Raw genomic sequence first — 26,336 nt, forward strand, 5'->3', positions numbered from 1 at the left:
AAATTTTGACATAAAAAAAGAGCACCGAAGTGCTCTTTTTTCGTGCTCAGGTGGCTACCGAAGCAGCCACCTGCGTCAGCGCAATTAAGCGATAACTTTAGCAACAACGCCCGCACCAACGGTACGGCCGCCTTCGCGGATTGCGAAGCGCAGACCTTCGTCCATGGCGATCGGGTGAATCAGGGTTACAACCATTTTGATGTTGTCGCCCGGCATTACCATCTCAACGCCTTCCGGCAGCTCTACTGAACCTGTTACGTCAGTAGTACGGAAGTAGAACTGAGGACGGTAGCCTTTGAAGAACGGAGTATGACGGCCGCCTTCATCTTTAGACAGTACGTACACTTCTGATTCGAACTGAGTGTGCGGCTTGATGGTGCCCGGCTTAGCCAGTACCTGGCCACGCTGGATCTCTTCACGCTTGATACCACGCAGCAGAACACCACAGTTCTCGCCCGCCTGACCCTGGTCCAGCAGTTTGCGGAACATTTCAACGCCAGTACAGGTTGAAACCTGAGTATCTTTGATACCAACGATTTCTACTGAGTCGCCTACTTTCACGATGCCGCGCTCAACACGACCGGTAACAACGGTACCACGGCCAGAGATTGAGAATACGTCTTCGATCGGCAGCAGGAACGGCAGGTCGATGGCACGAACCGGATCCGGGATGTAGGTGTCCAGGTGACCAGCCAGCTCAACGATTTTCGCTTCCCACTCTGCATCGCCTTCCAGCGCTTTCAGAGCAGAACCACGAACGATCGGAGTGTCGTCGCCCGGGAAGTCGTACTGTGACAGCAGGTCACGCACTTCCATCTCAACCAGTTCCAGCAGCTCTTCGTCATCAACCATGTCGCACTTGTTCAGGAACACGATGATGTACGGAACGCCAACCTGACGACCCAGCAGGATGTGCTCACGGGTCTGCGGCATCGGGCCGTCAGTCGCAGCAACAACCAGGATTGCGCCGTCCATCTGCGCAGCACCGGTGATCATGTTTTTCACGTAGTCGGCGTGGCCCGGGCAGTCAACGTGCGCGTAGTGGCGAGTCGGGGTTTCATACTCAACGTGTGAAGTGTTGATGGTGATACCACGAGCCTTCTCTTCCGGCGCGTTGTCGATCTGGTCAAATGCACGCGCCTGGCCGCCGTAGGTTTTAGCCAGAACGGTGGTGATCGCAGCAGTCAGAGTGGTTTTACCGTGGTCAACGTGACCGATGGTGCCCACGTTTACGTGCAGTTTGTTACGTTGAAATTGCTCTTTCGCCATGGCGATAATCCTTACTGTTATGCCTCCATCAGAGATAGAGGCATCTGTTCACAATTTTTAAACCGTAGCCTTATTTGCCACGAGCTTCAATAACGGCCTGAGCGACGTTGTTCGGCGCATCATCGTACTTCAGGAACTCCATGGAGTAAGAAGCACGGCCTTTGGTCAGAGAACGCAGTTGAGTTGCGTATCCGAACATTTCAGACAGCGGAACTTCAGCGTGAATGATAACGCCAGTAGCGTTAGATTCCTGACCGCGCAGAATACCACGACGGCTGCTCAAGTCACCGATGACGTCACCAGTGTTCTCTTCCGGCGTTTCAACTTCAACCTTCATGATCGGCTCAAGCAGTACCGGCTTCGCTTTCTTAAAGCCATCTTTGAAGGCGATAGAAGCTGCGAGTTTAAATGCCAGTTCTGAGGAGTCAACATCGTGGTATGAACCGAAGTGCAGACGAACACCCAGATCTACTACCGGATAACCAGCCAGCGGACCTGATTTCAGCTGCTCCTGGATACCTTTGTCAACAGCCGGGATGTATTCGCCAGGAATCACACCACCTTTGATATCGTTGACAAACTCGTAGCCTTTCGGGTTTGAACCCGGCTCCAGTGGGTACATGTCAATGATAACGTGACCGTACTGACCGCGACCACCAGACTGCTTAGCGTGCTTACCTTCGATATCGGTAACTTTCGCGCGAATCGCTTCGCGGTAAGCAACCTGAGGTTTACCGACGTTCGCTTCAACGTTGAATTCACGCTTCATGCGGTCAACGATGATGTCGAGGTGCAGCTCACCCATACCTGCGATGATGGTCTGGTTAGACTCTTCGTCAGTCCATACGCGGAATGACGGGTCTTCTTTCGCCAGACGACCCAGAGCCAGACCCATTTTTTCCTGGTCAGCTTTGGTTTTCGGCTCAACAGCGATAGAGATTACCGGCTCAGGGAACTCCATACGCTCCAGGATGATCGGCGCGTTCGGATCACACAGGGTGTCACCGGTGATCACGTCTTTCAGACCGATTGCTGCAGCGATGTCGCCTGCGCGAACTTCTTTGATCTCTTCACGTTTGTTGGCGTGCATCTGAACGATACGACCAAAACGCTCACGAGCAGATTTTACTGAGTTCAGTACGGTGTCACCGGAGTTAACTACACCAGAGTACACACGGAAGAACGTCAGGTTACCAACGAACGGGTCGGTTGCGATTTTGAACGCCAGCGCAGAGAACGGCTCTTCATCACTTGCGTGACGCTCAGCCGGGGTGTCTTTGCCATCGTCCAGCATACCGTTGATTGCCGGAACGTCGGTCGGTGCTGGCAGATACTCAACTACTGCATCCAGCATCGCCTGAACACCTTTGTTCTTAAACGCAGAACCACAGGTAACCAGGATAATTTCGTTGTTCAGCACGCGCTGACGCAGAGCACCTTTGATCTCTTCCTCGGTCAGTTCTTCACCGCCCAGGTACTTGTCCATCAGCTCTTCAGAAGCTTCGGCAGCAGAGTCGATCAGGTTTGAACGCCATTCTTCAGCCAGATCCTGCATGTCAGCCGGGATGTCTTCGTAAACGAAGGTCACGCCAGCATCATCATCGTTCCAGTTGATGGCTTTCATTTTGATCAGATCAACAACACCGGTGAATTTCTCTTCTGCGCCGATAGCCAGCTGCAGAGGAACCGGGTTTGCACCCAGACGGGATTTGATCTGACCAACAACTTTCAGGAAGTTCGCACCCATGCGGTCCATTTTGTTAACGAACGCAATACGCGGAACTTTGTATTTGTTAGCCTGACGCCATACGGTCTCAGACTGCGGCTGAACGCCACCTACTGCACAGTAAACCATTACTGCGCCGTCGAGCACACGCATAGAACGTTCTACTTCGATGGTGAAGTCAACGTGTCCAGGGGTGTCGATGATGTTGATACGGTGCGGCTCAAACTGCTTAGCCATACCTGACCAGAACGCAGTGGTAGCTGCGGAGGTGATGGTAATACCACGCTCCTGCTCCTGAGCCATCCAGTCCATGGTTGCTGCGCCATCGTGAACTTCACCGATTTTGTGGTTAACACCGGTGTAGAACAGGATACGCTCGGTAGTAGTGGTCTTACCGGCGTCGATGTGTGCACTGATACCGATGTTACGGTAGCGCGCAATGGGTGTTGTACGAGCCATTTTATTCCTCGGTTTTTCGGACGTTCAAAGTTAGTCGACCCCAGCGGGTTAGCCTTGTGGGCGCCCGCTGGTTTAACAACAACTACGTAGCTGTTACCAGCGGTAGTGAGCGAACGCCTTGTTGGCTTCTGCCATACGGTGAACGTCTTCACGTTTCTTAACTGCAGTACCTTTGTTTTCTGCAGCATCAGAAAGTTCGTTCGCCAGGCGCAGAGCCATAGATTTATCACCGCGTTTACGAGCAGCATCTACGATCCAACGCATTGCCAGGGCATTACGACGAACCGGACGGACTTCAACAGGAACCTGATAAGTTGAACCACCAACACGGCGCGACTTAACTTCTACAGTCGGACGCACGTTTTCGAGGGCAACGTCAAAAGCTTCCAGTGCGTTTTTACCTGAACGTTGAGCCAGGGTCTCAAGAGCGGTATAAACGATTGATTCGGCAGTAGATTTTTTACCATCTACCATCAGGATATTTACAAATTTAGCCAGCAGCTCTGATCCGAACTTAGGATCCGGCAGAATTTTACGCTGACCAATGACGCGACGACGTGGCATGGAAATACTCCGTTGTTAATTCAGGATTGTCCAAAACTCTACGAGTTTAGTTTGACATTTAAGTTAAAACGTTTGGCCTTACTTAACGGAGAACCATTAAGCCTTTGGCTTCTTCACGCCATACTTGGAGCGAGCCTGCTTACGGTCTTTAACACCTGAGCAGTCCAGCGCGCCACGAACGGTGTGGTAACGCACACCTGGCAGGTCTTTAACACGACCGCCACGGATCAGGATCACGGAGTGTTCCTGCAGGTTGTGACCTTCACCACCGATGTAGGAAGTCACTTCGAAACCGTTGGTCAGACGCACACGACAAACTTTACGCAGCGCTGAGTTAGGTTTTTTCGGGGTAGTGGTGTACACACGAGTACAAACACCACGTTTTTGCGGGCAAGCTTCCAGCGCCGGCACGTTGCTCTTTGCAACTTTGCGGACGCGTGGTTTGCGAACCAGCTGGTTAACTGTTGCCATTAAATAGCTCCTGGATTTGCTTTAGCTTTTGCTTCGTAAACACGTAATAAATCGCCTCGTATTACTACGAGGAGGCAGAATTTTAGGGCTGTGTCAAAAGGGTGTCAAGAAATAACCAGGTTTTAGCGTATCACCAGGCTATTTGCTGTTGGTGCTTCGCCGTTAAAGCAACGAATTCAGTATAGTCCAGAGCGCGTACGCTGGTCGAAATTTGTGCAGTCAGGCCGCGTGCCACCACGTCTTCCTGCAATACCCACAGGGTTGCCGGGGAATTAAGCAGCTTCTCCAGCATGACGCTGCCTGAAATTGCCGCCGTCACCCCATCCTGTAGCAACAACAAATCGTCCTGCTCCTGTATCAGCAGCAGTAAGGTATCGATATCGCATTGCCAGGGGGAGTGCATAAGCGTGTACAGCATGATGAGGTCTCAGAAACGAATAATACGATGATAAGTTGCCAGTTTCTGACGCAGGCTGTCCGCATCCAGCACCTCGGCCGGCATCACACGCGGTGATGCCTCATTCAACCCGCGCGCGCGCAGCGATGCTTCACAGACAAAGCATTGATCGATGTCGTACAGCGCCAGCACGCCAAAAGTGGCGATATAGTTGCGCGCCAGAATCGGTTCAGGTCGCTGATCGCAATTGAGTTGCAGCACGCCATCGCCAATAAAAAACAGCGCGATATCCTCGCTGAGCGCCGCAGTTGCCAGCACGGCATCCAGCCCTTCCCGCCCGGCGCTACTGCCATGCGGGGGTTGGGTAAACAGAAATGCGACACGATTCATCAGAATTGCACCAGACGATCGCAGGTGAGCGCGGCTTCCGCCAGCGCCCCCAACCCGCTTAACACGAAACCCGGTTGCAGATTACTGCCCGCCAGTTGCAGGCGCGTCGCTTCCTGCGCATCGGTAACGCCACGACGCAAGGCGGCCGCCACACAAATATTCAGCGCCACGCTATTTTCCTGCTGCAGTTGCTGCCACTCGCGCACCATATCCACTTCATCACTGGCCGGAGCGGTGAGCTGATTGGCATTCAGCACCCCTTCACGGTAAAAAAACACGCTTTCAAGCTGATGGCCGGCACGCAGCAGCGCCCTGGCAAACAGCAACGCGCTGCTGGCATGTTGGGTACCATAAGCCGGGCCGGTCACCAGCAGGGTGTAACGCATTAACGATCCTGCCCCTGGAAATCACCGCTCTTAAACTGGCGAATATAGAGGTAGACCGTGTGCTTGGAGATGTTAAGGCGATCGGCAACCTGGTTAATCGCATCTTTAATATCGAAGATACCTTTCTCATACAGATTGAGGACAATCTGGCGGTTTTTGGCATTGTTCGATACGTTACGGTCGGCGCTCACCTCTTCAATGGTGAACTCCAGCGTCTGCGTGACCAGGTCTTCCACCGAGCTGGCAAAGTTAACATTGGAATCAACCTGCTGCATCTCTGGCGGCATAAAGGTCGACATAATCTGCGAGAACGGTACATCCAGGTTCATGTTGATGCATAGCAGGCCAATGACCCGCTGCTGGCGATTGCGAATCGCGATGGTCACCGATTTCATCAGCACGCCGCTTTTGGCACGCGTAAAGTAGGCTTTCGAGACGTTGCTGTCCGCACCGTGCATATCGTGCAGCATACGCAGCGCCAGGTCGGTAATTGGCGAACCGACTTTACGTCCGGTGTGCTCGCCGTTTGCGATGCGCACCGCAGAGCATTTTAGATCTTCCAGTGAATGCAGCACGATTTCACAGTGCGAGCCAATCAGCATCGCCAGGCCATCAACGACGGCTTCGTAAGATTTCAGAATATCGTAGTCAGCTTGCTCAAACGGACGTTGCTCCAGTAAATCGAAGTCAGTCAGTTCACCGGGATTGAATGGATTAGACATCGAAGACATCACCCTAAATGGCTGGAGCCTGTCACGGCAGCTCTCGGGCAGACTCATTTTTTGATAGTAGTTGTGCAGGCGCTAGTCTGGCAAATGTCGCCTGCTTATGCCAGAGCTTTGTCATATGGCGGAAATGAAACCGCCGCCCGGAGGCGGCGGTTGGCAGATTACTGCGCTTTCTTATCAGCAGCGGCCGGAGCCTGTGCTTTCTCATCCGCTTTCGGCGCCGGTTTGATGTCGAGCAGCTCAACATCGAACACCAGCGTAGAGTTAGCCGGAATACCCGGAACGCCGTTTTTACCGTATGCCAGGTTCGGCGGGATGACCAACTTGATCTTACCGCCTTTCTTCACGTGCTTCAGACCTTCGGTCCAGCCCGGAATCACGCCGTCCAGACGGAACGACAGCGGCTCGCCACGGGTGTAAGAGTTGTCGAACTCAGTACCGTCAATCAGCGTGCCTTTGTAGTTCACAACCACAGTGTCGCTGTCTTTCGGTGCATCACCGGTACCTTCTTTCTCAACCTGATACAGCAGGCCGGATTCGGTTTTCTTCACGCCTTTCTCTTTAGCGAATTTGTCAGCGAAAGCGGTGCCTTTATCGGCGTTCTCTTTCGCGTCTTTTTCCATCTTCGCCTGAGCTGCGCCTTTCACGCGGCCTTCGAAGGCCTGCAGGGTTTGCTCGATCTCTTCATCGGAGAGCTTGCTCTTGCCGCCAAATGCGTCCTGAACACCAGCAATCAGCTGTTGTTTGTCCAGTTTGATGCCCAGTTTCTCTTGTTCCTTCAGAGAGTTGTCCATGTAGCGACCCAAAGAGGCGCCCAGCGCATAGGCTGACTGCTGGTCTTCATTTTTGAAGGCAGCATTTTTCGGTGCCTGCGGTGCTGACTGCGCAGCGTCTGCCGGTGCGGTGGTGGCTTCTGCTGCCATAACCAGCGGTGCATTCAGCGCGACGGCCATGGTGGTAGCTAACAATGTGACTTTAAACAGTGATTTCATCCTTTCTCCAAAACCGAAGCCTCTCACCTCGGGAATCATTGCGGACTGAGGCCCACACTATAACTTTACGTGGCAGCGGCGAACACTCCCACAACGTAATTATCCGGTCAACCTCTGACCTTTTTTGCATCAGGAAGTTTCATCAGAGATGATGGCGTTCTCGCCATTTTCAACCGTTCTGGCGGATTAACGTGAGAAATCGGGTGATTCTGGCGCAAAAGGCCGTAGAATCACGCCCGACAGATGAGAAGCACCGTGATATGAGGAGTGGTGATGCAACAATCAGAATGGGAGCAACGCCTTGAGGCGCTGGAGAGCAAGCTGGCTTTTCAGGAACATACCATTGAGCAACTCAATCAGACGGTGGTTCAGCATGAGCTGGAGATGAGCAAAATGCGCGAACAGGTGCGTTTGCTGGTAGATAAGGTTAAGGCTGCTGCGCCTTCCATGATTGCCTCGCAATCTGAAGAGACGCCACCACCGCATTACTAAAGAAAAAGAAAAGGCCACCGCAGGGTGGCCTTAACATTCTGAGTGGCGCTTAGTGGTTGCAACCGCAACCGCCGTGGCCGCCGCAGCCGCCCTGGCCGTGGTCGTGATCATGATCGTGGTCGTGATGATGGCCGTTTTCACCGTGCACGTGACCGTGCGCCAGTTCTTCCGGCGTCGCTTCGCGAATCGCGACGACTTCTACGTTGAAGTTCAGGTTCTGACCCGCCAGCATGTGGTTACCATCAACAACTACGTGCTCGTCTTCAACTTCAGTGATTTCAACCGGCACCGGACCCTGGTCGGTTTCTGCCAGGAAGCGCATACCAACCTGCAGTTCGTCCACGCCCATAAATACGTCTTTCGGTACACGCTGCACCAGGTTGTCATCGTACTGGCCGTACGCGTCGTTTGCCGGGATATGCACGTCAAACTTGTCGCCTACCGCATGATTTTCCAGCGCTTTTTCCAGACCAGAAATCAGGGAACCATGACCGTGCAGATAGTCCAACGGTGCACTCACCGGTGACTCGTCAACCAACACACCGTCTTCGGTACGAACCTGATATGCCAGGCTCACCACCAGGTCTTTTGCTACTTTCATGATATCTCCTAACCGTTGAGAACTTCGAATCCCGTCTCATTGGTCTATTTTTACCAACCAGAAAGGTTCAAGACTGAGGATGCCGACAACGCGATGCCGCAACCGCTCAGCGTTAATTGCGCCGATTGTAGCGGAATTCAATCCCGCTGTAAGTTTAAGCTTAAAAAAAGCTACGCCATTCCGCTACTCAGGATGGAAAATGCCGATCACCTGTTCCTGACTACGAACCTGATCGCGCACCTGCTTATCCGCTTCGCGCATCTGATGGCCGCACTTCACGCATTCCACCACATCCACATTGTTTTCACGCCACATCGCCAGCGTGTCTTTCTGTTGACAGTGCGGGCATACCGCACCAGCAATAAAACGTTTACGCATACTGAGTCCTGACCGTTACTTTAGGAACGGATAAGGTAAGTGTAGGTTATTCATCATCCCAGCCATCAAACTGCCGCTTTTCATGCTGCATTTCCCGCTGGAAGATATCCTCCAGCTCGCGACGCGCCTCACGCACGCGTGAAACCGTTGCGCTGTCGGTCTGGTTCGGCACCAGCTCGCGCAGCATACGCATATCCAGACGGCGGAAATGATGCTGAGCACGCTGCGCCTGATGCGGATGCATTCCAAGTGAAATCAGCGCCTTGCGCCCCAGCTCCAGCGCACTGGAGAAGGTTTCACGCGAGAACAGCGTGACGCCAGCCTGCAACAACTCGTGCGCTTCCACACGACCGCGCGCCCGCGCCAGAATCTTCAGCTGCGGGAAATGCTGCTGGCACAGATGCACGATCGTCATGGCATCTTCCGGCTCATTACAGGTGATGACGATAGATTGCGCCGTCGCCGCACCCGCAGCCCGCAGTAGCTCCAGCTCGGTGGCATCACCATAATAAACCTTGTAGCCGTATTTACGCATCAGGCTGACGGCCGAGATATCGCGTTCCAGCACGGTAATCCGTTTGTTGTTTGCCATCAGCAAACGCCCGACCACCTGACCGAAACGGCCAAAGCCCACCACAATCACCTGTGGCTGATCGTCTTCGACAAACGGCTTCTCGCTATTGTCGTCAGGTTCATTAAAGCGACGCGCCAGGATACGGTCAACGCCCTGCATCAGCAGCGGCGTGGTCATCATGGATAACGTCACCGTTACCAGCAGCAGCGGTAACTGATCGCCTTTGAACAGCTTCGCCGACGCTGCCGCCGAAAACAGCACGAAGGCAAATTCCCCCCCCTGGCTCAGCACGCCGGAAAACTGCAAACGCTCGGAACTGCGCAGGCCGTAAATACGCGCCAGCACGTACAGCACCAGGGTCTTCACCGCCACCAGAATCACGACGCCCAGCAGGATCTCCACGATGTGGGTATAAAGCACACCGAGGTTAAGCGCCATGCCGACGGAGATAAAAAACAGCCCCAGCAGCAAACCTTTGAAGGGTTCGATCGCCACTTCCAGCTCATGGCGATACTCACTTTCCGCCAGCAGGATCCCGGCGATAAACGTCCCCAGCGCCATCGACAAGCCCAGGGCATCCATAAACAGCGCCGAGCCAAGGACCAGCAGCAGCGATGCCGCGGTAAACACTTCGCGCACGCCCGAGGCAGCAATAAAACGGAAAATCGGACGCAGCAGGTAACGGCCGCCAATCAGCATCCCGCCGAACGCCAGCACCTTCATCCCCACTTTCAGCCAGTCCACATGGCCGCTGTCACCGCCCGCCAGCAGCGGCACCAGCGCCAGCGCCGGGATCACCGCCAGGTCCTGAAACAGCAGCACCGAGAAGCCAAGCTGCCCGGCCTCGCTGCGGTTCATCCCTTTGTCGCGCATTAATTGCAGCGCCATCGCGGTCGAAGACATCGCCAGGCCGATGCCGCCAATCACCGCCGCCTGCCAGGAAAAGTGGGTCAGCCATAACAGCACGCCAAGTATCGCGGCAGAGATCAGTACCTGGGCGGCCCCGACGCCAAAAATCGAACGCCGCAGCGCCCAGAGTTTTGCCGGATTCAGTTCCAGGCCGATGATAAACATCAGGAACACAACGCCAAGTTCCGAGAAGTGCAGGATCTCGTCCACATCGCTGATAAAACCCAGCCCCCACGGACCGATAGCGATCCCCGCCAGCAGATAACCCAGCACAGCGCCGATACCGAGTCGGGCCGCAATCGGCACGATCAGCACCGCCGCCACCAGGTAGATAACACCGGCGGTCAGCAACGTTTGTCCTTCCATTACACACCTCCCTGCGGCAACGGCGCAGAAAGCCAGTCGCTATAAGCATGGGCAAAATTACGCAACACGTCCGGCGTCTGACGCCGCGCCCAGTAAATCACCATTGGCGTCATCCAGTGCATCCGGCACATCTGCGCCGTCAGCTCAAACGGACGCATGATGTCACTCATTGGGTAGCGATTCAGGCCATTCTGATGATAGGCGGTTTCCGGCTCGCCGGTCGTCACCACGCTGCGCCAGTATTTCCCCTCCAGCGCATTGCCATCCACGCCGCTGGCGAAACCGCGCGACAACACGCGATCCAGCCACTCTTTCAGCAGCGCCGGGCAGCTGTAAGTGTAGAGCGGATGCTGGAATACAATGATTTGATGGTCGCGAAGCAGTTGCTGCTCATAGTGAATATCAATAAAGAAATCCGGATAGTGGGCGTATAAATCGTGCACCGTGACGTGGTCCAGTTCCATAGCCGACTGCAGCAAAACCCGATTAGCAATCGAATCCTGTGATTCCGGATGGGCGTAAAGCAGCAATATTTTAGGCGGCTGCGACATCGTTCCCCTCCAAAGCGTCGTCATAGCGCAGGAATTCCGCTACCATGCACGACGCAACTAACGTTCATTTAATTATGTTGCCAGTAAATTAACATATTCTGACGATACGGCGCTTATGATTGTCTTTTCCTCGTTACAAATTCGCCGCGGCACCAACGTGCTGCTGGATAACGCTACCGCGACCATAAATCCCGGCCAGAAAGTCGGTCTGGTGGGCAAAAACGGCTGCGGCAAATCCACGCTGTTGTCGCTGCTCAAAGGTGAGATCAGCAGTGACGCCGGTAATGCCACCTTCCCCGCTAACTGGGCGCTGGCCTGGGTGAATCAGGAAACCCCGGCACTGAGCAAAGCCGCGCTGGAATATGTTATCGATGGCGACCGTGAATATCGTCAGCTTGAGTCCGAATTAGCGGATGCCAACGCGCGCAACGACGGCAACGCCATCGCACTGCTGCACGGCAAGCTGGATGCGGTGCAGGCGTGGAGCATCCATGCCCGTGCTTCCAGTTTGCTGCATGGTCTCGGTTTCAGCCAGGAACAGCTTCAGCGCCCGGTCAGTGATTTCTCCGGCGGCTGGCGTATGCGCCTCAACCTCGCGCAGGCGCTGGTCTGTCGCTCCGATTTGCTGCTGCTGGATGAACCGACTAACCACCTCGATCTCGATGCCGTGATCTGGCTGGAGCGCTGGCTGAAAAGCTACGAAGGCACGCTGATCCTGATTTCGCATGACCGCGATTTCCTCGATCCGGTGGTGGATAAGATCATCCACATCGAACAGCAAACGATGTTTGAATACACCGGCAACTACAGCTCGTTTGAACGCCAGCGCGTCGCCAAACTGGCGCAGCAGCAGGCGCTGTATCAAAGCCAGCAGGAAAAAGTGGCGCACCTGCAAAGTTATATCGACCGCTTCCGCGCCCAGGCCACCAAAGCCAAACAGGCGCAGAGCCGCATCAAGATGCTGGAGCGCATGGAGCTGATTGCGCCGGCGCACGTCGATAACCCGTTCAGCTTCAGTTTCCGCCCGCCGGAAAGTCTGCCGAATCCGCTGTTGAAGATGGAAAAAGTCACCGCGGGCTACGGCGATCGCATCATTCTCGACGCCATCAAACTTAACCTGGTGCCAGGTTCACGCATTGGCTTACTGGGACGTAATGGCGCCGGTAAATCGACGTTAATTAAGCTGCTGGCTGGCGAGTTGTCACCGCTTGAAGGTGAAATCGGCCTGGCAAAAGGCATCAAGCTGGGTTACTTCGCGCAACATCAGCTGGAATTCCTGCGCGCTGATGAGTCACCGTTGCAGCATCTGGCGCGTATCGCACCGCGCACGCTGGAACAGCAGCTGCGTGATTACCTTGGCGGCTTTGGTTTTCAGGGCGATAAAGTCAGCGAAGTCACCGAACGCTTCTCCGGCGGTGAAAAAGCCCGCCTGGTGCTGGCGCTGATCGTCTGGCAGCGTCCGAACCTGTTGCTGCTCGATGAACCAACCAACCACCTCGATCTCGATATGCGCCAGGCCTTAACCGAAGCGCTGATTGATTTTGAAGGCGCGCTGGTGGTGGTTTCGCATGACCGCCATCTGTTGCGCGCCACCACCGATGACCTCTATCTGGTGCATGATGGCAAAGTGGATATCTTTGAGGGCGACCTCGAGGATTATCAGCAGTGGCTGAGCGACCTGCAAAAACAGCAGGCGCAACAGGATGCCGCGCCGAAACAGGATAACGGCAACAGCGCCCAGGCGCGTAAAGATCAGAAACGTCGTGACGCCGAACTGCGCACGCAAACTCAGCCGCTGCGTAAAGAGATCGAGAAACTTGAGAAGCAGATGGCGAAGTGGCAGAGCCAGCTGAGCGAGGCCGAGCAGCAGCTCTCTGACAGCGCCATTTACGATCAAAGCCGCAAGGCCGATCTCACCGCGGCGCTTCAGCGCCAGGCAGAGAGCAAGTCGGCACTGGAAGAGGTGGAGCTGGCGTGGCTGGATGCGCAGGAACAGCTGGAGCAGATGCTGGCGGGATGATCGGTGCCGGTGCGCGCTGATGCCCTCACCCCAGCCCTCTCCCGCAAGACGGGAGAGAGAGATGCCAAAGCCAGCCTTGCTCAATCTGTCCCCTCTCCCGCTGGCGGGAGAGGGTTAGGGTCAAACCGGAACATCCCCCAACACCGTCGCACGATGCATCACCCGCCGCGCCGGATAATAATCCGCATTGGCATAATGCTGCGTCACCCGGTTATCCCAGATCGCCACATCATTTTCCTGCCAGCGCCAGCGCACCTGAAATTCCGGTTTCGTGATATGGGCGAACAGAAAGCCCAGCAGCGCATCGCTCTCCTTCTCGCTTAACCCGATCAAACGCGTGGTAAAGCCTTCATTAACAAACAACGCCCTGCGCCCGCTAACCGGATGGGTGCGGATCACCGGATGCTGTACCGGCGGATGCTTCGCTACCGCCTGCTGCCAGCGCTGGTGCTCCTCCTCGGTTTTACGGTATTTAAATTCCTGGAATGACTTTTTAAAGTCGTGTTCCGCCTGTAAGCCATCCAGCAGCGTTTTGATCGGTGCGGACAACGCCTCATAGGCCGCAATGCCGCTGGCCCACAATGTGTCGCCACCGCTCTCCGGCAACAGTTTCGATGCCAGAATCGCGATCGCTGGCGGCGTTTCGATAAAGGTGACATCGGTGTGCCAGTTATCGTTATCCGGCGGATTATCCTGATGGGTGTCCAGCACGATAATTTCCTCCACCCCGTCGGCATGGGGATAGACCGGGTGGATGTGCAAATCACCGAAACGCACCGCCAGTGCGCGCTGCTGCTGCGGCGTAATCACCTGGTTACGCAGAAACAAAACCTGATGGCGTAGCAGGCCATGATAAAGCTGTTCAAACTGCGCATCGCTCAGCGGACGGCTGAGATCAACATCGCTAACCTGCGCCCCGATATACGGGCCGAGAGCGGTAAAAGTCACACGTTCGTTCATTGCTGTTCTCCATTCCAGGGCGTCAGACGGCGCTGCAACGCGCGCAGACCCAGTTCTAAACTAAAAGCGATCAACGCAATCACCGCGATGCCCGCCAGCACCACATCGGTCGCCAGAAACTCGCCCGCCGACTGCACCATAAAACCCAGCCCGCGCGTGGCAGCGATCAGTTCTGCGGCCACCAGCGTTGACCAGCCGACACCGAGACCAATGCGTAACCCGGTGAGGATTTCCGGCAGCGCGCCGGGCAAAATAACCCAACGCAGTAGCTGCCAGCGCGATGCGCCCAGCGCCAGCGCGGCACGGATGCGCACCTGTTGGGCATTCTTCACCCCAGCCAACGTCGCTAAGGTAACGGGCGCGAAAATCGCCAGATAAATCAGTAAGATTTTTGAGGTTTCACCGATGCCGAACCAAATCACCATCAGCGGTAGATAAGCCAGCGGCGGCACCGGGCGGTAGAGTTCAATCAGCGGATCGAGCAGGCCGCGGATCGCCGGGCTAAGCCCCATCGCGATACCGACCGGAATGCCGATCAGTGCGGCGAAGAACAGCGCCACCAGCATACGCGTCAGGCTGGCTGCCAGATGCTGCCACAGCGTGGCATCCATAAAGCCCTGCGGGCTGGCAATCAGCAGCAACTTTTTCAGCACCTGCTGCGGTGGCGGCAGAAACAGCGGCGCAACCAAACCCAGCGCCGTGACGCTCCACCACAGCAGCAGCAGCACCGCCACGCTTAACAGGCTGAGCGACAGCTGGCGTGACAAGGGCCAGCGCAGATGGCGACGGCGCGCCGTGCGCCCTTTCTCGTCAATTAACGCACTCATACGAAGGCCTCCCGCTGAGCAAACACCTGATTCAGCACGTATTCGCGCCGCTCAATAAACGCCGGGTCAGATTTGATGCTGCGGCAGGGTTCCCCGTCGGCAAAGCGCTGACCAAAATCGAGTTTCAGCCGCTCGACAATCCGCCCAGGTCCCGGCGACAGCAGCACCAGTTCACTGGCGAGAAACACCGCTTCTTCGATGTCGTGGGTAATCAGCAGAATTTGTTTGCCGGTATCACGCCACAGCGTCAGCAACAGCGTTTGCATCTGCTCGCGGGTAAAAGCGTCAAGTGCGCCGAAAGGCTCATCCAGCAGCAGCAACTGCGGATCAGCAGCCAGCGCCCGGGCGATGCCCACACGCTGACGTTGACCCCCAGAGAGCTGCCAGACGAAACGTTTTTCAGCGCCTTCCAGCCCGACTTTCCGCAGCAGACGGCGCGCAATGGCATGACGTTCTGTTTTGGCCATCCCGGCCAGCTGCAAACCAAACGCCACGTTGTCGATCACGTTGCGCCACGGCAGCAGCCCTTCGTTCTGAAACACCACGCCGCGCTCCGCACCCGGCCCCTTTACCGGCTGGCCATCCAGCGTAATGCTGCCGGATTCCAGCGGCAGAAAACCGGCGATCAGATTCAGCAACGTGGTTTTGCCACAGCCGGACGGTCCCAGCACCACCAGCAGTTCGCGCTGATCAATTTGCAGGTTGATATCCTGCAACGCGGGCTGTCCGGCGTAACGCGCATTAAGATGGGTGATGCTGAGCATACGGCCTCCGGTTATTTGGCTAACGGTGCGACAAAACGGGTGGTGACATAGCTGCTGTAATCACTGGCGGCATCCGGCACTTTGCCCTGCTCTTTCAGGAAGTGGGCGGTATCGACAATCGCCTTGTTAACCGGCTTACCGAGCTGCTCCACCTGTTGTTGCGCGGTCAGATAGGTGTTGCCCTGCACCAGTCCCGGCACCTGCGCCTCCGGCACGCCGCTCAGGCGCGACAGCTTGCTCAGGTTATCCGGCTGTTTCAGCCACTGCTGCGGGTTATCGATATAGGATTTCTGCGCCTCCAGCGCGCTTCGCGCGAAGGCGGTAACAATCTCCGGGTGCTGCTGGGCGAAGTCTTTACGCACAACCCAGACATCCAGCGTTGGCGCGCCCCATTTGCCTACCTGCGAGGAGTCAGTCAGCACCTTGCCATCCTTCTCCAGCTCGTTGACCGCCGGCGCCCAGACGTAAGCGCCATCGATATCACCGCGTTGCCAGGCAGCGATAATCGCCGGAGGTTGCAGGTTTACCAGCTGCACCTGAGAAGGTTTGATACCCCAGTGCTTCAGCGCCGCCAGCAGGCTGTAATGGGTAGTGGAGATAAACGGCACCGCGATGCGTTTGCCGATCAGATCTTTCGGGCTGCTGATGGATTTTTTCACCACAAAGGCTTCGGAATTACCGAGCTGCGAGGCCAGCAGGAAGGCTTCAATCGGCAGCTGTTGCGTCGCGGCTACCGCCAGCGGGCTGGAACCGATATTGCCAATCTGCACATCGCCGGAGGCCAGGGCGCGCAGCACGCTGGCTCCGCTATCAAATTTGCGCCAGTCCACGGTGGCGCCGCTGTCTTTCGCAAAGGTATTGTCGGCCTGCGCCACTTTCGCCGGTTCCGCCGAAGTCTGGTACGCCACCGTCACATTGACCGCCTGCGCCTGGAACGTCAGCAGCGCCAGCGCTGCGGCTAATGTTGTTATGCTTTTTTTCACGGCCATCATCTTTCACCCCAATGTTTTTATGTTGGGGGCAGTTTCTCCAGCCGCGATGGTTTCATAAAGGAATTAAAAATTATCCCTAATGAAAATCCGTTCTTAGATCATCATCGGGTAAGGCTATGCGAAATGCGCAATTGCAAAGAAGTCGTAAAGACGGAAATATGTCACGCGCTCACATGACGACTGTGTTATTGATAGATTCCTGATTTTTCCAGTTAATACAGGCGCGTGGTGATATGTCGATTGAGAGAGTGGCACAGCTGGCTGGCGTATCGAAAGCAACGGTTTCACGGGTGTTGAACCAGCATCCAGGAGTACGACCCGACACGCGTCAGCGGGTGCTTGCCGCCATTAACGCCTGCGACTATCAACCCAATTTGCTGGCACGTCAGCTGCGCACCGCACAAAGCCATATGTTACTGGTGTTAATTTCAGACATCACCAATCCCTTCTGCTCCCGTGTGGTGCAGGGTATCGAAGCTGAAGCAGAGGCACAGGGTTATCACATCCTGCTGTGTAATTCCGCGTCGCAGCTGCGGCGTGAAGCGGCCTATCTGGCCCTTCTCACCGGCAAAGTGGTGGATGGCATCATCACCATGGATGCCGCGCCCTGCCTGCATGAGCTGAAAAACCTGATTGGCGATGCCCCCTGGGTGCAGTGCGCCGAATACGATCCTGCCCTGCCCGCCTCAAGCGTCACCATTGATAATAAAGAAGCCGCCTTTGAGACCGTGCGTTATCTGGCGGAAAAAGGTCGTCGCCGCATTGCGCTGGTGAATTGTGATATGCGTTATCTCTATTCGCATCGGCGTGAAGAGGGGTATCGCGAAGCCCTGGAACACCTGGAGCTGCACTGGGGTGGCGTGGCCTATGCCGAAAATATCTCCTGTGAAGCGGGTAGCGCGGCGTTACGTGAATTGCTGGCGCTGAAGGAGCGCCCGGATGCGGTCTTTGCGGTCTCGGATGTGCTGGCGGTGGGTGTCGTCCACGCGGCACTGGAAGCGGGCCTGCGCGTACCAGAGGATTTAGCGGTGGTGGGTTTTGATGGCATTCCGTTTACCAGTAGCCTCAATCCGCCACTGACCACCATCGAACAGCCAATGAACCGGCTGGGCGCACGCAGTGTGCAGCTGCTGCTGAACCGCATGCGCCAGCCCTTAACACCAGTAGTACACGAGGTACTACCGTGGCGGCGCGTGGAACGCGCCTCCAGCTGACTCAGTGCCAGATCAACAGCACGCAGGCCGCCGTCAACAGGCCCATCGCCAGATTAAAGATTTTCCAGGCACGCGGGCTGCGCAACAGGCGGCCAATCATGCTACCGAACCCCATCCAGATCACCCCGGACACCACATTCACCAGCGCCATGCCGATGCTGATCGCCACCACGGAATGCAGGTAGGCCGCGCCCGCCAGGCTAAAGCTGGCGACCGCACCTAATGCCATCAGCCAGGCTTTGGGGTTGATTAACTGCAACAACCCACCCTGCCAGAACGGCATCGGCGCCGGAGGCGCTTCATCTGTGTCGAGTTTTTCATACTCGGCGGTGGCGATCTTCCACGCCAGCCACAGCAGATACAGGCTACCGGCGATTTTCAGCACCAGATGGAGGGAGGGATACAGCAGGATTAAACCGCCAATGCCAAATGCCACCATCAGCAACATCACCTGCATGCCGATCATGATACCAATGAGCAATGAAATGGTGCGCAGAAAGCCAAAGTTGGCAGCGGAGGCAGTAAGTAACATATTATTGGGGCCTGGCGTGATCGCAGCGACCCAGAGAAAGCCCAGCATTGATAAAAACAGACTCAGTTCCATGTTTATTCGGGTGCTCCTCACCCAGAAAAGCTAACAACCTAGCGAAGCTATCAGCGAGCCATGCATCAGACAAGCCTTTACAACAGTAATTTTGACACACCCGCGAGCGAAGCCTTCATTCCGCTAAGCGGTTTCCGCAATCCGCATCTGCAAACGTTGCTGCCGCGTCTGCTACGACGGCGCGTCACCCTGCGTCCGCAATGGCAGCGTCTCGACCTGCCGGACGGTGATTTCGTCGATCTCGCCTGGAGTGAAGATCCGGCACAGGCCGCGCATAAACCGCGCATGGTGCTGTTTCACGGCCTGGAGGGCAGCTTCCACAGCCCTTATGCCCACGGGCTGATGCAGGCGTGCCAGGCGCGCGGCTGGCTGGCGGTGGTGATGCACTTTCGCGGTTGCAGCGGCGAGCCTAATCGCCTGCATCGCATCTATCATTCCGGCGAAACCGAAGACGCGACCTACTTTCTGCACTGGCTGCGGCGTGAGTGGGGCCATGTGCCAACCGCCGCGGTGGGCGTCTCGCTGGGCGGCAATATGCTGGCGTGTCTGGCCGGGCTACAGGGACATGATGCGCCGCTGGATGCCGCCGTGGCGATCTCGGCGCCCCTGCTGCTGGAGCCATGCAGCCAGAAAATTGAGAACGGCTTCTCACGGTTTTATCAGCACTACCTGCTGACCCAGCTAAAAAAGAACGCCCGACGCAAGCTCAAGGCCTGGCCCGGCACGCTGCCGGTGGATTTACGTCAGCTGCGCGCCCTGCGTCGTCTGCGCGACTTTGACGATGCCATTACCGCACGCGCTCATGGCTTTATCGATGCGGGCGACTATTATCATCGCGCCAGCGCCATGCCGTTACTGACCGGCGTGCGTAAGCCGCTGCTGATCATCCATGCGCAGGACGATCCCTTTATGACCGACGCGGTGATCCCGCAGCCGCAGCAACTGTCGCCGTCGATTGAGTATCAGCTGACCCAACAGGGCGGCCATGTCGGCTTTGTCAGCGGTACCTTGCTGCGGCCGCAAATGTGGCTGGAACAGCGCGTGCCGCAGTGGTTATCAACTTATCTGGATGTGTGACTGTGATTATTCCGTGGCAACAACTTGACCCCGAAACGCTGGAAAACCTGATTGAATCCTTTGTATTGCGCGAAGGGACCGACTACGGTGAACAGGAGCGAAGCCTGATGCAGAAAGTCGCCGATGTGCGTCGTCAGCTGGAGCGCGGCGATGCGGTGCTCGTGTGGTCAGAACTGCACGAAACCGTCAATATCATGGCGCGCGGTGAATTTCGCGGCTAATGCACATCCCGGCTTTTCGTGCTAACAATGCTCATCGCCGGACCTCACAGGGAGCTTTGTTATGTCAGCCAGGCATCCGATTATTGCCGTCACCGGTTCCAGCGGCGCCGGAACTACCACTACCAGCCTTGCCTTCCGTAAAATTTTCCAGCAGTTGGATCTGCATGCCGCAGAGCTGGAAGGCGACAGTTTCCACCGTTATACCCGCCCGGAAATGGATATGGCGATCCGCAAAGCGCGCGATCTTGGCCGTCATATCAGCTACTTCGGGCCGGAAGCCAACGATTTTGGCCTGCTGGAGCAGACCTTTAAGCATTATGGTCAGACCGGCCTCGGCCAGTCGCGCAAATATCTGCACACCTACGATGAGGCGGTGCCGTGGAATCAGGTGCCCGGCACCTTTACGCCCTGGCAGCCGCTGCCGGAAAACACCGACGTGCTGTTTTATGAAGGTCTGCATGGCGGCGTCGTAACGCAGCCGCACAATGTGGCGGAGCATGTTGATTTGCTGGTGGGCGTGGTGCCGATCGTCAATCTGGAGTGGATTCAGAAGCTGGTGCGCGATACCAGCGAGCGCGGCCATTCACGCGAAGCGGTAATGGATTCGGTGGTGCGTTCGATGGAGGATTACATCAACTTTATCACGCCGCAATTCTCCCGTACCCACATCAACTTCCAGCGCGTGCCAACCGTCGATACCTCGAACCCCTTCGCCGCACGCGAAATCCCGTCGCTGGATGAAAGCTTCGTGGTGATCCATTTCCGTGGCCTGGAAGGCATTGCTTTTCCCTATCTGCTGGCGATGATTCAGGGTTCCTTTATCTCGCATATGAACACCCTGGTGGTGCCGGGCGGCAAAATGGGACTGGCGATGGAATTGATTATGACGCCGCTGGTGCAACGGCTGATTGAAGGCAAACGGATTGAATAATCAGGAAGTTATGGCATGACCGGCAGAAATGCCGACCCTGCAAACCCAGGTGCGAATTCATTCGCACCTGGAATTGACGATCGAGATAGCCGTTATAACTCAACGACCTCGTAGCTGTGGGTAATCTCTACCCCTTTGCCCAGCATGATCGCCACCGAACAATATTTTTCCGCCGAGAGATCGACCGCACGCGCCACCGCTTTATCGCCCAGCGCTTTGCCGCTGACAATAAAATGCAGGTTAATATGCGTGAAAATGCGTGGCGCTTCTTCGCGACGCGTAGAGGTAAGTTTTACCTCGCAATCGGTCACGTCATTACGTCCTTTTTGCAGGATTGACACCACGTCAATCGCACTGCAACCACCAGCCGCCATCAGTACCATCTCCATCGGACTCGGCGCTTTATCGCCAGAATTCCCATCCATTAATACCTGATGGCCCGATGAGGATTCTCCGAGAAAGGTTAACCCCTCCACCCACTTGACTCGTGCCTGCATTATTCTTTCTCCTGACCAGGCTGATTTGCCGCCAGAATACGCCTTCACCTGATAAACAGCAATCCAGACTAATCGGCTTTTGCTGAAGCGAGACAACAGAAGACAGCTTGCAAAAGCTGTGCTACAAACAGTGCTGAAAATATTTTCGTCGCAATAGACGAAGGCGGGATGAATCAAAAGCTAAGCTTAAGAGTACACCCGAATAATTTCCTTAACTGGAAGCGCTTGATGATTTCACCGCCTGACAGGGAAAACTGCCCCCTGTGTTTTGGGCACGATTACAACAGAGGATAATAGCGAATGGTTCTCGGCAAACCGCAAACAGACCCTACACTCGAATGGTTCCTGTCCCATTGCCATATTCACAAATATCCATCCAAAAGCACCCTGATCCACCAGGGTGAGAAAGCGGAAACGCTCTACTACATCGTGAAAGGTGCCGTTGCGGTACTGATTAAAGATGAAGAAGGCAAAGAGATGATCCTCTCCTACCTCAATCAGGGAGATTTCATCGGCGAGCTTGGCCTGTTTGAAGAAGGTCAGGAGCGTAGTGCCTGGGTACGAGCGAAAACTGCCTGCGAAGTGGCTGAAATTTCCTACAAAAAATTCCGTCAGCTGATTCAGGTAAACCCGGATATTTTAATGCGTCTTTCGTCGCAGATGGCACGTCGCCTGCAGGTGACATCAGAAAAAGTAGGCAACCTTGCCTTCCTTGATGTGACAGGTCGCATTGCGCAGACACTGCTTAATCTGGCCAAACAGCCCGATGCCATGACCCACCCGGACGGGATGCAGATCAAAATCACCCGTCAGGAAATTGGTCAGATCGTCGGCTGTTCACGTGAAACAGTCGGCCGTATTCTGAAAATGCTGGAAGATCAAAATCTGATCTCAGCACATGGTAAAACCATCGTCGTTTACGGCACCCGCTAATTTCTTCTCACCTACGGCGTGATGGCAGCATCACGCCGTTTTTGTCTGCGATGAGCTGATGTGGCGTCGAATCATCTATCATCCCGAAGTTAACTATGCCCTGCGGCAAACGCTGGTGTTATGCCTGCCCGTGGCGCTCGGTTGGCTGTTCGGCGATCTGCAAAAAGGCCTGTTGTTCTCGCTGGTCCCTGCCTGCTGCAACATCGCCGGTCTCGACACGCCGCACAAACGCTTCTTTAAACGCCTGATTGTCGGCGGCTCCCTGTTTGCCACCGGCAGCTTTCTGATCCAGTGGCTGACCAATTACCATATTCCCCTGCCGCTGATTCTGCTGATTCTGCCCCTGCTGATTGGCGTGACCGGTGAGATCAGCCCGTTGCATGGCCGTTTGCTGCCCGCCACGCTGATCGCCGCTATTTTTACCCTCAGCCTGGCCGGACGTATGCCGATGTGGGTGCCGCCGCTGCTGTATATCGGCGGCACGCTGTGGTACGGGCTGTTTAACTGGTTCTGGTTCTGGCTGTGGAAAGAGCAGCCGATGCGCGAAACCCTCAGCCTGCTGTACCGCGAACTGGCCGACTATTGCGATGCCAAATACACTCTGCTGACGCAGCTGACCGATCCGGAAAAGGCGCTGCCGCCGTTGCTGGCGCGTCAACAGAAGGCGGTCGATCTGATCACCACCTGCTATCAGCAGATGCATATGCTGTCTGCCAGCAATGACAACAGCCACAAACGGCTGACGCGTGCCTTCCAGGTGGCGCTCGATCTCCAGGAACATATCTCCGTCAGCCTGCATCAGCCGGAAGAGGTGCAAAAACTGGTGGAGCAGAGCCACGCGGAAGCGGTGATCCGCTGGAACGCCAAAACCATCTCAGCCCGGCTGCGCATCCTGGCCGACGCGATTCTCTATCACCAGCTGCCGGAGCGTTTCCAGATGGACAAGCAGCTGAGCGCGCTGGAAAAGATTGCGCGTCAGAACCCGGATAACCCGGTGAGTAACTTTTGCCTGTACCACTTCAGCCGCATTGCGCGCGTATTGCGTAGCCAGAAACCGCTCTACACCCGCGACCTGATGGCCGATCGCCAGCGGCGTCTGCCCTTTTTTCCTGCGCTGCGCAGCTACCTGTCGCTGAAGTCCCCGGCGCTGCGCACCGCGGCGCGCTTTGCCGTGATGCTGATGTTCGGCAGCGGGCTGGCGCTGTTCTTCAATATCCCCAAACCTTACTGGATTCTGATGACCACCATGTTCGTCAGTCAGAACGGCTACAGCGCCACGCGGGTCAGGATTCAGCACCGTGCGCTCGGCACCTTCGCCGGGCTGTTAATCGCCGCCGCCTCGCTGCGCTTCGCCGTGCCGGAGTCGATGGCGCTACTGTTTATGCTGGTGATTACCCTCGCCAGCTATCTGGTGACGCGCAAGTATTACGGCTGGTCGATGATTGGCTTTACCGTGACGGCGGTATATTCGCTACAACTGCTGTCGCTGAACGGCGCGGAGTTTCTGCTGCCGCGTATGATGGATACGCTGATGGGATGCCTGATTGCCTTTGGCGGCATGATTTGGCTGTGGCCGCAGTGGCAGAGCGGTTTGCTGCGAAAGAACGCGCACGATGCGCTGGAAACCTATCAGGAAGCGCTGCAACTGTTGCTCGGACCGGAACAATCACCGGAGAAGCTGGCGTATCAACGTATCCGGGTCAATCAGGCGCACAACGCGCTATTTAACTCACTCAATCAGGCGATGACCGAGCCGGGGTTTAATTCGCAGTATCTGAAAGATATGCGCATGTGGGTGACGCACAGCCAGTTCATTGTTGAACATATCAACGCCATGACCATTCTGGCGCGTGAACATACCATGCTGACGCCAAAGCTGGCGGAGCGTTATCTGCAATCCTGCGAAATCGCGCTACAGCGTTGTCAGCAGCGGCTGGCGTATGACGGGCCGGGTAATGACAGCAACATCCTCGAAGCGCCGGAGAACATCAACGAAGGGGCGATTACCATCGTGGAACAGCATGTGAAGCGCATCCTGCAACACCTCAACGTGATGCATACCATATCTTCTCTGGCATGGAGCCAGCGACCCCATCACGGCCGCTGGCGGATGCGCTTGCGGGTAAAAAGCTAGCTTACGCCGCCAGCACCTTTTCCACGGCTACGGCGAAACGCACCATGCCTTCTTCGATGTCGGTCGGCTCAATCACCAGCGACGGGACAAAACGGATCACATCAGTACCGGCAGTCAGAATCATCAGTCCTTCGGCCGCGGCGGCGTGCAGAATGTCGCGCGCTTTGCTGGCGTGCTGCGGCTTAAGCGCAGCGCCAATCAGCAACCCTTTGCCACGGATGTCGCTGAACAGGTCGAACTTGCTATCCAGCGCTTTCAGCGCCTCGACAAACTGCTGACGACGCGCATCCACACCGTTTAACACTTCCGGGGTGTTGATAATATCGAGCGCGGTTTCGGCAATGGCACAGGCCAGCGGGTTGCCGCCGTAGGTGGTGCCGTGCACGCCTGGCGCCATCACCGAGGCGATTTCATTGGTAGTCAGCATAGCGCTGACCGGGAAACCGCCCCCCAGCGCTTTCGCGGTGGTGATGATATCCGGGGTAATGCCGTAGTGTTCATAGGCGAACAGTTTGCCGCTGCGTCCCATGCCGCTCTGCACTTCATCCAGCACCAGCAGCGCATTGTGCTCATCACATAAGGCGCGCAGCCCCTGCATAAACGCCGGCGTCGCGGGCATCACGCCACCCTCGCCCTGGATCGGCTCAACCACGATGGCGCAGGTGTGATCGTCAATCACCGCTTTCACCGCGGCCAGGTCGTTAAACGGCACATGCACGATATCGGCCGGTTTCGGACCAAAGCCGTCGGAATATTTCGGCTGACCGCCGACGGAAACGGTGAACAACGTACGGCCATGGAACGCATTGTGGAACGCGATGATTTTGCTTTTGAACGGGCTGTGTTTTTTGCAGGCGTAGTAACGCGCCAGCTTGAACGCGGCCTCGTTGGCTTCTGCGCCGGAGTTGCCAAAGAATACGCGCTCAGCAAAAGTGGCGGCGATCAGTTTGCTCGCCAGACGCAGCGCCGGTTCGTTGGTAAATACGTTGCTGGTGTGCCACAGGGTTTCGCCCTGGGTTTTCAGCGTTTCCACCAGCGCCGGATGGCAATGGCCAAGCGCAGTCACCGCGATGCCGCCGGAGAAATCGATATACTCTTTGCCCTGCTGATCCCATACACGGCTGCCCTTGCCTTTGACCGGCACAAACTGCGCAGGTGCATAAACAGGCAAAATAACGTTATCGAACGTTTCCCGGGTTACCGCTAGTTTTTCCGCTGCCATTGCTGACCTCATCGGGTTGTTTGTTGAACTGATGTGAAATTCTAATCACAAAATATGCATAAAAAATCACACAAAGGCAAACACAACTTAAGCTCGCAGAAAATTTGCCAGCAGCTGATGGCCCTGTTCGCTCAGAATACTTTCCGGGTGAAACTGCACCCCTTCCAGCGCCAGCGTTTTATGGCGGAACCCCATAATTTCATCAGGTACGCCGTCGTGCAGGCTCCAGGCGGTGACTTCAAATTCCGGCGGCAAAGAATCCCGTGCCACAATCAGCGAATGATAGCGGGTTACGGTGAGAGGATTATTCAGGCCGCGAAATACGCCGCGACCGTTATGGCGGATGGCGGACGTTTTGCCATGCATCACCTGACGCGCACGCACCACCTGTGCGCCATAGGCCTGAGCAATCGCCTGATGGCCCAGGCAGACACCGAGAATCGGCAGGCGACCGGCAAAGTGACGAATCGCCGCCAGCGAGATGCCGGATTGATCCGGCGTGCAGGGACCGGGCGAAATCACCAGATGGCTGAGCGGCAGCGCATCCATCTCGTCCAGGGTGATGGCATCGTTGCGCACCACCTCGACGCTGGCGCCCAGTTCGCAAAAATATTGGTAGAGATTCCAGGTGAAGGAGTCGTAATTATCGATTAGCAGCAGCATAGCGCCCTCAGGCCGGTAAAACCG

At 55.9% G+C, this 26,336-nt stretch carries 29 protein-coding genes; 8 read left to right on the forward strand and 21 right to left on the reverse strand.

Features of this window, described 5'->3' with window-relative positions:
• Positions 1-84: 84 nt before the first annotated feature.
• The 9 genes from tuf to fkpA all read right to left on the reverse strand — a co-directional run bounded on the left by tuf (position 85) and on the right by fkpA (position 7,382).
• Positions 85-1,269, reverse strand: coding sequence for an elongation factor Tu (tuf, locus tag AC6I8V_RS18375; protein ID WP_497843611.1), 1,185 nt, complete (start codon positions 1,267-1,269; stop codon positions 85-87).
• Positions 1,270-1,339: 70 nt separating this feature from the next.
• Positions 1,340-3,454 carry an elongation factor G gene (gene fusA / locus AC6I8V_RS18380; protein ID WP_497843612.1) on the reverse strand — a complete coding sequence of 705 codons (2,115 nt, stop codon included), beginning with the start codon at positions 3,452-3,454 and terminating at the stop codon, positions 1,340-1,342.
• A 93-nt stretch (positions 3,455-3,547) separates the two neighbouring features.
• Positions 3,548-4,018 (reverse strand): 30S ribosomal protein S7, encoded by a 471-nt coding sequence (rpsG, locus tag AC6I8V_RS18385; RefSeq protein WP_084877349.1) that lies wholly within the window; start codon positions 4,016-4,018, stop codon positions 3,548-3,550.
• Positions 4,019-4,114: 96 nt separating this feature from the next.
• Entirely contained in the window at positions 4,115-4,489 is a 375-nt protein-coding gene (gene rpsL / locus AC6I8V_RS18390) for a 30S ribosomal protein S12 (RefSeq protein WP_003852912.1), read from the reverse strand.
• 130 nt (positions 4,490-4,619) lie between these two features.
• On the reverse strand, positions 4,620-4,907 hold the full coding sequence (tusB, locus tag AC6I8V_RS18395; protein WP_497843613.1) for a sulfurtransferase complex subunit TusB: 288 nt from the start codon (positions 4,905-4,907) through the stop codon (positions 4,620-4,622).
• Between the two features lie 9 nt (positions 4,908-4,916).
• Positions 4,917-5,276, reverse strand: a complete 360-nt coding sequence (tusC, locus tag AC6I8V_RS18400) for a sulfurtransferase complex subunit TusC (protein ID WP_497843614.1) — start codon at positions 5,274-5,276, stop codon at positions 4,917-4,919.
• On the reverse strand, positions 5,276-5,662 hold the full coding sequence (gene tusD, locus AC6I8V_RS18405) for a sulfurtransferase complex subunit TusD (RefSeq protein ID WP_497843615.1): 387 nt from the start codon (positions 5,660-5,662) through the stop codon (positions 5,276-5,278). The genes tusC and tusD overlap by 1 nt, the downstream gene beginning before the upstream one ends.
• Complete coding sequence (locus tag AC6I8V_RS18410) at positions 5,662-6,384, reverse strand: helix-turn-helix transcriptional regulator (protein ID WP_497843616.1); 723 nt, start codon at positions 6,382-6,384, stop codon at positions 5,662-5,664. The genes tusD and AC6I8V_RS18410 overlap by 1 nt, the downstream gene beginning before the upstream one ends.
• 167 nt (positions 6,385-6,551) lie before the next feature.
• Positions 6,552-7,382, reverse strand: coding sequence for an FKBP-type peptidyl-prolyl cis-trans isomerase (gene fkpA, locus AC6I8V_RS18415; protein WP_497843617.1), 831 nt, complete (start codon positions 7,380-7,382; stop codon positions 6,552-6,554).
• A 273-nt stretch (positions 7,383-7,655) separates the two neighbouring features.
• Here fkpA and AC6I8V_RS18420 point away from each other — a divergent pair, with 273 nt between their 5' ends.
• On the forward strand, positions 7,656-7,874 hold the full coding sequence (locus tag AC6I8V_RS18420; RefSeq protein WP_497843618.1) for a SlyX family protein: 219 nt from the start codon (positions 7,656-7,658) through the stop codon (positions 7,872-7,874).
• 49 nt (positions 7,875-7,923) lie between these two features.
• Here the strand turns inward: AC6I8V_RS18420 and slyD are convergent, their stop codons facing one another.
• The 4 genes from slyD to kefG form a co-directional block, all read right to left on the reverse strand.
• Complete coding sequence (gene slyD / locus AC6I8V_RS18425) at positions 7,924-8,475, reverse strand: peptidylprolyl isomerase (protein WP_497843619.1); 552 nt, start codon at positions 8,473-8,475, stop codon at positions 7,924-7,926.
• Between the two features lie 183 nt (positions 8,476-8,658).
• Positions 8,659-8,853: a YheV family putative zinc ribbon protein gene (locus AC6I8V_RS18430; RefSeq protein ID WP_013510782.1), complete on the reverse strand. Its 195-nt coding sequence runs from the start codon at positions 8,851-8,853 to the stop codon at positions 8,659-8,661.
• Positions 8,854-8,899: 46 nt separating this feature from the next.
• On the reverse strand, positions 8,900-10,702 hold the full coding sequence (gene kefB / locus AC6I8V_RS18435) for a glutathione-regulated potassium-efflux system protein KefB (protein ID WP_497843620.1): 1,803 nt from the start codon (positions 10,700-10,702) through the stop codon (positions 8,900-8,902).
• A complete protein-coding gene (gene kefG, locus AC6I8V_RS18440) occupies positions 10,702-11,253 on the reverse strand; it encodes a glutathione-regulated potassium-efflux system ancillary protein KefG (protein ID WP_497843621.1) in 552 nt (183 codons plus the stop codon). Before kefG ends, kefB begins: the two co-directional genes overlap by 1 nt.
• A gap of 115 nt (positions 11,254-11,368) precedes the next feature.
• Between kefG and AC6I8V_RS18445 the strand changes: the two genes are divergently transcribed.
• Positions 11,369-13,273 carry an ABC transporter ATP-binding protein gene (locus AC6I8V_RS18445; protein ID WP_497843622.1) on the forward strand — a complete coding sequence of 635 codons (1,905 nt, stop codon included), beginning with the start codon at positions 11,369-11,371 and terminating at the stop codon, positions 13,271-13,273.
• A 120-nt stretch (positions 13,274-13,393) separates the two neighbouring features.
• Here AC6I8V_RS18445 and tauD read toward each other — a convergent pair whose 3' ends face one another.
• From tauD to tauA, 4 genes are read right to left on the reverse strand one after another with little or no spacing between them, the layout of a single operon-like run.
• Complete coding sequence (gene tauD, locus AC6I8V_RS18450; protein WP_497843623.1) at positions 13,394-14,233, reverse strand: taurine dioxygenase; 840 nt, start codon at positions 14,231-14,233, stop codon at positions 13,394-13,396.
• Positions 14,230-15,060 carry a taurine ABC transporter permease TauC gene (tauC, locus tag AC6I8V_RS18455; RefSeq protein WP_497843624.1) on the reverse strand — a complete coding sequence of 277 codons (831 nt, stop codon included), beginning with the start codon at positions 15,058-15,060 and terminating at the stop codon, positions 14,230-14,232. The genes tauD and tauC overlap by 4 nt, the downstream gene beginning before the upstream one ends.
• Positions 15,057-15,824, reverse strand: coding sequence for a taurine ABC transporter ATP-binding subunit (gene tauB / locus AC6I8V_RS18460; RefSeq protein ID WP_497843625.1), 768 nt, complete (start codon positions 15,822-15,824; stop codon positions 15,057-15,059). The genes tauC and tauB overlap by 4 nt, the downstream gene beginning before the upstream one ends.
• Positions 15,825-15,835: 11 nt before the next feature.
• Positions 15,836-16,816: a taurine ABC transporter substrate-binding protein gene (gene tauA / locus AC6I8V_RS18465; protein ID WP_497843626.1), complete on the reverse strand. Its 981-nt coding sequence runs from the start codon at positions 16,814-16,816 to the stop codon at positions 15,836-15,838.
• A 233-nt stretch (positions 16,817-17,049) separates the two neighbouring features.
• Between tauA and AC6I8V_RS18470 the strand changes: the two genes are divergently transcribed.
• Positions 17,050-18,030 carry a LacI family DNA-binding transcriptional regulator gene (locus AC6I8V_RS18470; protein WP_497843627.1) on the forward strand — a complete coding sequence of 327 codons (981 nt, stop codon included), beginning with the start codon at positions 17,050-17,052 and terminating at the stop codon, positions 18,028-18,030.
• A 1-nt stretch (position 18,031) separates the two neighbouring features.
• Here the strand turns inward: AC6I8V_RS18470 and AC6I8V_RS18475 are convergent, their stop codons facing one another.
• Entirely contained in the window at positions 18,032-18,634 is a 603-nt protein-coding gene (locus AC6I8V_RS18475) for a LysE family translocator (protein WP_497843628.1), read from the reverse strand.
• Between the two features lie 60 nt (positions 18,635-18,694).
• On the opposite strand from AC6I8V_RS18475, the gene AC6I8V_RS18480 reads away from it, so the two are divergent.
• The 3 genes from AC6I8V_RS18480 to AC6I8V_RS18490 all read left to right on the forward strand — a co-directional run bounded on the left by AC6I8V_RS18480 (position 18,695) and on the right by AC6I8V_RS18490 (position 20,863).
• Complete coding sequence (locus tag AC6I8V_RS18480; protein WP_497843629.1) at positions 18,695-19,711, forward strand: hydrolase; 1,017 nt, start codon at positions 18,695-18,697, stop codon at positions 19,709-19,711.
• A gap of 2 nt (positions 19,712-19,713) precedes the next feature.
• Positions 19,714-19,932: a YheU family protein gene (locus tag AC6I8V_RS18485; RefSeq protein ID WP_497845880.1), complete on the forward strand. Its 219-nt coding sequence runs from the start codon at positions 19,714-19,716 to the stop codon at positions 19,930-19,932.
• A 61-nt stretch (positions 19,933-19,993) separates the two neighbouring features.
• Complete coding sequence (locus tag AC6I8V_RS18490; RefSeq protein ID WP_497843630.1) at positions 19,994-20,863, forward strand: phosphoribulokinase; 870 nt, start codon at positions 19,994-19,996, stop codon at positions 20,861-20,863.
• A 92-nt stretch (positions 20,864-20,955) separates the two neighbouring features.
• On the opposite strand, the gene AC6I8V_RS18495 is transcribed toward AC6I8V_RS18490, so the two are convergent.
• A complete protein-coding gene (locus AC6I8V_RS18495) occupies positions 20,956-21,360 on the reverse strand; it encodes an OsmC family protein (RefSeq protein ID WP_497843631.1) in 405 nt (134 codons plus the stop codon).
• A 300-nt stretch (positions 21,361-21,660) separates the two neighbouring features.
• On the opposite strand from AC6I8V_RS18495, the gene crp reads away from it, so the two are divergent.
• Together crp and AC6I8V_RS18505 are read left to right on the forward strand one after the other, a co-directional pair.
• On the forward strand, positions 21,661-22,293 hold the full coding sequence (gene crp / locus AC6I8V_RS18500) for a cAMP-activated global transcriptional regulator CRP (protein WP_017803012.1): 633 nt from the start codon (positions 21,661-21,663) through the stop codon (positions 22,291-22,293).
• A gap of 58 nt (positions 22,294-22,351) precedes the next feature.
• Complete coding sequence (locus tag AC6I8V_RS18505) at positions 22,352-24,427, forward strand: YccS/YhfK family putative transporter (RefSeq protein ID WP_497843632.1); 2,076 nt, start codon at positions 22,352-22,354, stop codon at positions 24,425-24,427.
• A gap of 1 nt (position 24,428) precedes the next feature.
• Here AC6I8V_RS18505 and argD read toward each other — a convergent pair whose 3' ends face one another.
• Positions 24,429-25,649, reverse strand: coding sequence for a bifunctional acetylornithine/succinyldiaminopimelate transaminase (argD, locus tag AC6I8V_RS18510; protein ID WP_497843633.1), 1,221 nt, complete (start codon positions 25,647-25,649; stop codon positions 24,429-24,431).
• Positions 25,650-25,736: 87 nt separating this feature from the next.
• Positions 25,737-26,312 (reverse strand): aminodeoxychorismate synthase component II, encoded by a 576-nt coding sequence (locus tag AC6I8V_RS18515; RefSeq protein WP_497843634.1) that lies wholly within the window; start codon positions 26,310-26,312, stop codon positions 25,737-25,739.
• Positions 26,313-26,336 lie beyond the last annotated feature (24 nt).

This window comes from Pantoea sp. X-Soil-TKNS-1207 (assembly GCF_059730485.1).

Coding starts and splice junctions, on each gene's coding strand:
- AC6I8V_RS18480 (WP_497843629.1), top strand. CDS start 18,695: ATGCATCAGACAAGCCTTTACAACAGTAATTTTGACACACCCGCGAGC.
- slyD (WP_497843619.1), bottom strand. CDS start 8,475: ATGAAAGTAGCAAAAGACCTGGTGGTGAGCCTGGCATATCAGGTTCGT.
- fkpA (WP_497843617.1), bottom strand. CDS start 7,382: ATGAAATCACTGTTTAAAGTCACATTGTTAGCTACCACCATGGCCGTC.
- crp (WP_017803012.1), top strand. CDS start 21,661: ATGGTTCTCGGCAAACCGCAAACAGACCCTACACTCGAATGGTTCCTG.
- tauB (WP_497843625.1), bottom strand. CDS start 15,824: ATGCTCAGCATCACCCATCTTAATGCGCGTTACGCCGGACAGCCCGCG.
- AC6I8V_RS18495 (WP_497843631.1), bottom strand. CDS start 21,360: ATGCAGGCACGAGTCAAGTGGGTGGAGGGGTTAACCTTTCTCGGAGAA.
- tusC (WP_497843614.1), bottom strand. CDS start 5,276: ATGAATCGTGTCGCATTTCTGTTTACCCAACCCCCGCATGGCAGTAGC.
- tauA (WP_497843626.1), bottom strand. CDS start 16,816: ATGATGGCCGTGAAAAAAAGCATAACAACATTAGCCGCAGCGCTGGCG.
- AC6I8V_RS18410 (WP_497843616.1), bottom strand. CDS start 6,384: ATGTCTAATCCATTCAATCCCGGTGAACTGACTGACTTCGATTTACTG.
- AC6I8V_RS18430 (WP_013510782.1), bottom strand. CDS start 8,853: ATGCGTAAACGTTTTATTGCTGGTGCGGTATGCCCGCACTGTCAACAG.
- AC6I8V_RS18490 (WP_497843630.1), top strand. CDS start 19,994: ATGTCAGCCAGGCATCCGATTATTGCCGTCACCGGTTCCAGCGGCGCC.
- rpsL (WP_003852912.1), bottom strand. CDS start 4,489: ATGGCAACAGTTAACCAGCTGGTTCGCAAACCACGCGTCCGCAAAGTT.
- tusD (WP_497843615.1), bottom strand. CDS start 5,662: ATGCGTTACACCCTGCTGGTGACCGGCCCGGCTTATGGTACCCAACAT.
- rpsG (WP_084877349.1), bottom strand. CDS start 4,018: ATGCCACGTCGTCGCGTCATTGGTCAGCGTAAAATTCTGCCGGATCCT.
- AC6I8V_RS18470 (WP_497843627.1), top strand. CDS start 17,050: ATGTCGATTGAGAGAGTGGCACAGCTGGCTGGCGTATCGAAAGCAACG.
- kefG (WP_497843621.1), bottom strand. CDS start 11,253: ATGTCGCAGCCGCCTAAAATATTGCTGCTTTACGCCCATCCGGAATCA.
- kefB (WP_497843620.1), bottom strand. CDS start 10,702: ATGGAAGGACAAACGTTGCTGACCGCCGGTGTTATCTACCTGGTGGCG.
- tuf (WP_497843611.1), bottom strand. CDS start 1,269: ATGGCGAAAGAGCAATTTCAACGTAACAAACTGCACGTAAACGTGGGC.
- fusA (WP_497843612.1), bottom strand. CDS start 3,454: ATGGCTCGTACAACACCCATTGCGCGCTACCGTAACATCGGTATCAGT.
- AC6I8V_RS18420 (WP_497843618.1), top strand. CDS start 7,656: ATGCAACAATCAGAATGGGAGCAACGCCTTGAGGCGCTGGAGAGCAAG.
- AC6I8V_RS18505 (WP_497843632.1), top strand. CDS start 22,352: ATGTGGCGTCGAATCATCTATCATCCCGAAGTTAACTATGCCCTGCGG.
- tauC (WP_497843624.1), bottom strand. CDS start 15,060: ATGAGTGCGTTAATTGACGAGAAAGGGCGCACGGCGCGCCGTCGCCAT.
- tusB (WP_497843613.1), bottom strand. CDS start 4,907: ATGCTGTACACGCTTATGCACTCCCCCTGGCAATGCGATATCGATACC.
- tauD (WP_497843623.1), bottom strand. CDS start 14,233: ATGAACGAACGTGTGACTTTTACCGCTCTCGGCCCGTATATCGGGGCG.
- AC6I8V_RS18515 (WP_497843634.1), bottom strand. CDS start 26,312: ATGCTGCTGCTAATCGATAATTACGACTCCTTCACCTGGAATCTCTAC.
- AC6I8V_RS18445 (WP_497843622.1), top strand. CDS start 11,369: ATGATTGTCTTTTCCTCGTTACAAATTCGCCGCGGCACCAACGTGCTG.
- argD (WP_497843633.1), bottom strand. CDS start 25,649: ATGGCAGCGGAAAAACTAGCGGTAACCCGGGAAACGTTCGATAACGTT.
- AC6I8V_RS18475 (WP_497843628.1), bottom strand. CDS start 18,634: ATGGAACTGAGTCTGTTTTTATCAATGCTGGGCTTTCTCTGGGTCGCT.